The 2619-nt window shown below is 77.0% G+C and carries 2 protein-coding genes and 1 pseudogene; all 3 read left to right on the plus strand.

The window, feature by feature from the left end:
* Positions 1 to 89: 89 nt before the first annotated feature.
* A pseudogene (locus ACWEVO_RS34695) lies at positions 90 to 259 on the plus strand (glutathione-dependent formaldehyde dehydrogenase); the annotation flags it as partial.
* Positions 260 to 276: 17 nt separating this feature from the next.
* The gene (locus tag ACWEVO_RS34700; RefSeq protein ID WP_452311641.1) at positions 277 to 1464 is read left to right on the plus strand and encodes a saccharopine dehydrogenase family protein; all 1188 of its coding nucleotides are present in this window, start codon (positions 277 to 279) and stop codon (positions 1462 to 1464) included.
* A gap of 47 nt (positions 1465 to 1511) precedes the next feature.
* Entirely contained in the window at positions 1512 to 2591 is a 1080-nt protein-coding gene (locus ACWEVO_RS34705) for a DNA polymerase III subunit beta family protein (RefSeq protein ID WP_452311642.1), read from the plus strand.
* The last annotated feature ends 28 nt before the right edge of the window (positions 2592 to 2619 follow it).

Here is a 2619-nt window from a genome sequence, read left to right on the forward strand (position 1 = left end):
CGGGTCCCAACGTCGATGGTTCCTGCCGGGCGTGCCCGTCAGGGTGCGACGCAGGCAGGCTTGGTGTACCGGCGAGAACGGGGGAATGACGCTGGATCCCGACGCTGCTGGACCGGATGGCCCGCGACGAGCTGCGCACCGAACACCTGGCCACCCACCGGCTGCCGCTGGAGCGGGGCGCCGCCGGGTACGCGTTGTTCCGCGACCGGGCCGACGGCTGCGTCCGGGCGGTCTTCGCCCCGTGATCCCGCCGGCCGCGGGTGGCACACTCGGCGGATGCGCGACGACCGCCCGTACGACCTCGTCCTCTTCGGCGCCACCGGGTTCACCGGCGGCCTCACCGCCGAGTACCTGGCCCGGCACGCCCCGGACGGGCTGCGCTGGGCGCTCGCCGGACGCAACCCCGGCAAGCTGGCCGCGGTGCGGGACCGGCTCACCGCGACCGGCCCGGAGCTGGCCGGGCTGCCCCTGCTCACCGCCGACGTGACCGACCCGGCGTCGCTGCGCGCCGTGGCGGAGAGCGCCCGGGTGGTCGCCAGCACCGTCGGGCCGTACATCCACCACGGGGAGCCGCTGGTCGCGGCGTGCGCCGCCGCCGGTACGGACTACCTGGACATCACCGGCGAGCCGGAGTTCGTGGACCTGATGTACGTGCGGCACCACGCCGAGGCGGTCCGCACCGGGGCCCGGCTGGTGCACGCCTGCGGCTTCGACTCGGTCCCGCACGACCTGGGCGCCTGGTTCACCGTCAAGCACCTGCCCACCGACGGTCCGGTCGCCGTGGACGGCTACGTCCGGGCCGGCGGCCGGTTCTCCGCCGGCACGTACCACTCCGCGCTGACCGCCTTCTCCCGGACCGGGGAGATGCGCCGGGCGGCGCAGGCCCGCAAGGCGATCGAGCCGCGGCCGGCGGGACGCCGTGCGCGGGCCGTGCCGGGCCGGGTCGGCCGGGTCAGGGAGTTCGGCCTGTGGGCGGTGCCGCTGCCGACCATCGACCCGCAGGTGGTCCGCCGATCGGCGGCCGCCTGCCCGGAGTACGGCCCCGACTTCCGCTACCGCCACTTCGCCGCGGTGAAGCGGCTGCCGACCATCCTGGCCGCCGGGGTCGGCATGGCCGGCCTGGCCGGGCTGGTGAAGCTGCCGCCCACCCGGCGCTGGCTGCTCGGCCGGCTCGCCTCCGGGCAGGGGCCGAGCGCCGAGCAGCGGGCGAAGTCCTGGTTCCGGGTCCGGTTCGTCGGCAGCGGCGGCGGGCGGACGGTCCGCACCGAGGTGGCCGGCGGCGACCCCGGCTACGACGAGACGGCGAAGATGCTCGCCGAGTCCGCCCTCTGCCTGGCCTTCGACGACCTTCCGGCGACCGCCGGTCAGGTGACCACGGCGGCGGCGATGGGCGACGCCCTGCTGGGCCGGCTGGTCCGGGCCGGGATCACCTTCCGGGTGCTCGACGGGGGTGCGGGCGCTTGACCCTCGACCGGGTTGAGGGCCCACGATCCGACCTCGTGGAGAGCGAACTGCGCAGCATCGGCGAGCTGGCCCGGGCCAGCGGGCTGACGGTCAGCGCGCTGCGGTTCTACGACCGCTCCGGCGTGCTGGTCCCGGCCCGGGTCGACCCGGTCACCGGCTACCGCTGGTACACCGACGACCAGGTCGGCCCCGCCCGGCTGGTCGCCGGGCTGCGCCGGGTCGGCATGCCGCTGGCCGGCATCGCGGAGGCGCTGCGGCACCGGCACGAGCCGACCGCGGTGCACCGGCTGCTGGACGCGCACCTGCGCCGGCTGGAGGACGGCCTCGCCGACGCCCGCCGTGAGCTCTCCCGGATCCGCGCCCTGCTCGACCCGGAGGAGATCCCCGTGACCACCCGACTCGTGCTGTCCCGCACCGACCTCGCCGCCGCCGTGGACGCCGTCCGGTTCGCCGTCGGCGCCGACCCCGACCTGCCGGTGCTGGCCGGCGTGCTGCTGGAGGTGGAGCCGGACGGCGTACGGCTGGTCGCCACCGACCGGCACCGGCTGGCGGTGGCCCGCGCCGGCGGGAAGGTCGACGGACCGCCGGTGCGGGCGCTGCTGCCGGTGGCCGCGGTCGACGAACTGCGCGCGCTGCTCGACACCGGGGTGGGCATCACCCCGGAGGCGCACCTCACCGTCGCTGCGGACCGGGTGGAGGGGTCGGTCGCCGGGCGCCGGGTGGGCGCCACCGTGCTGCCGTACGACTTCCCGGACTACCGCCGGCTCCTGCACGGGCGGGTCGACGACTCGCCCGCGTACCGGATCCCGGTCGACGTGGCCGCGCTGCGCGGCGCGCTCACCGCCGACGGTGCCCCGGTGCTGCTGCGGGAGTACAACGGGACGAGCCACGAGGTGAGCGTGCTCGGTCTGGACGACCGGGGCGGGCTGCGCCTGGTCGGGCCGGACGAGGCGGCGGACCCGGACGCGGTGCGGGTGGGGGTGAACCGGGAGTACCTGCTCGACGCGCTGGACGCCGGGGACCGGGGCCAGCTGGTGCTGGAGCTGGACGGCCCGATCGCCCCGCTGGCGCTGCGCCGCCCGGACGACGCGGACGCCTTCTCCATCCTCATGCCGGTCCGCCTCTGACCCTGCCGCGGCGGGACCGCCCGCCGCC

Source organism: Micromonospora sp. NPDC003776 (assembly GCF_053605645.1).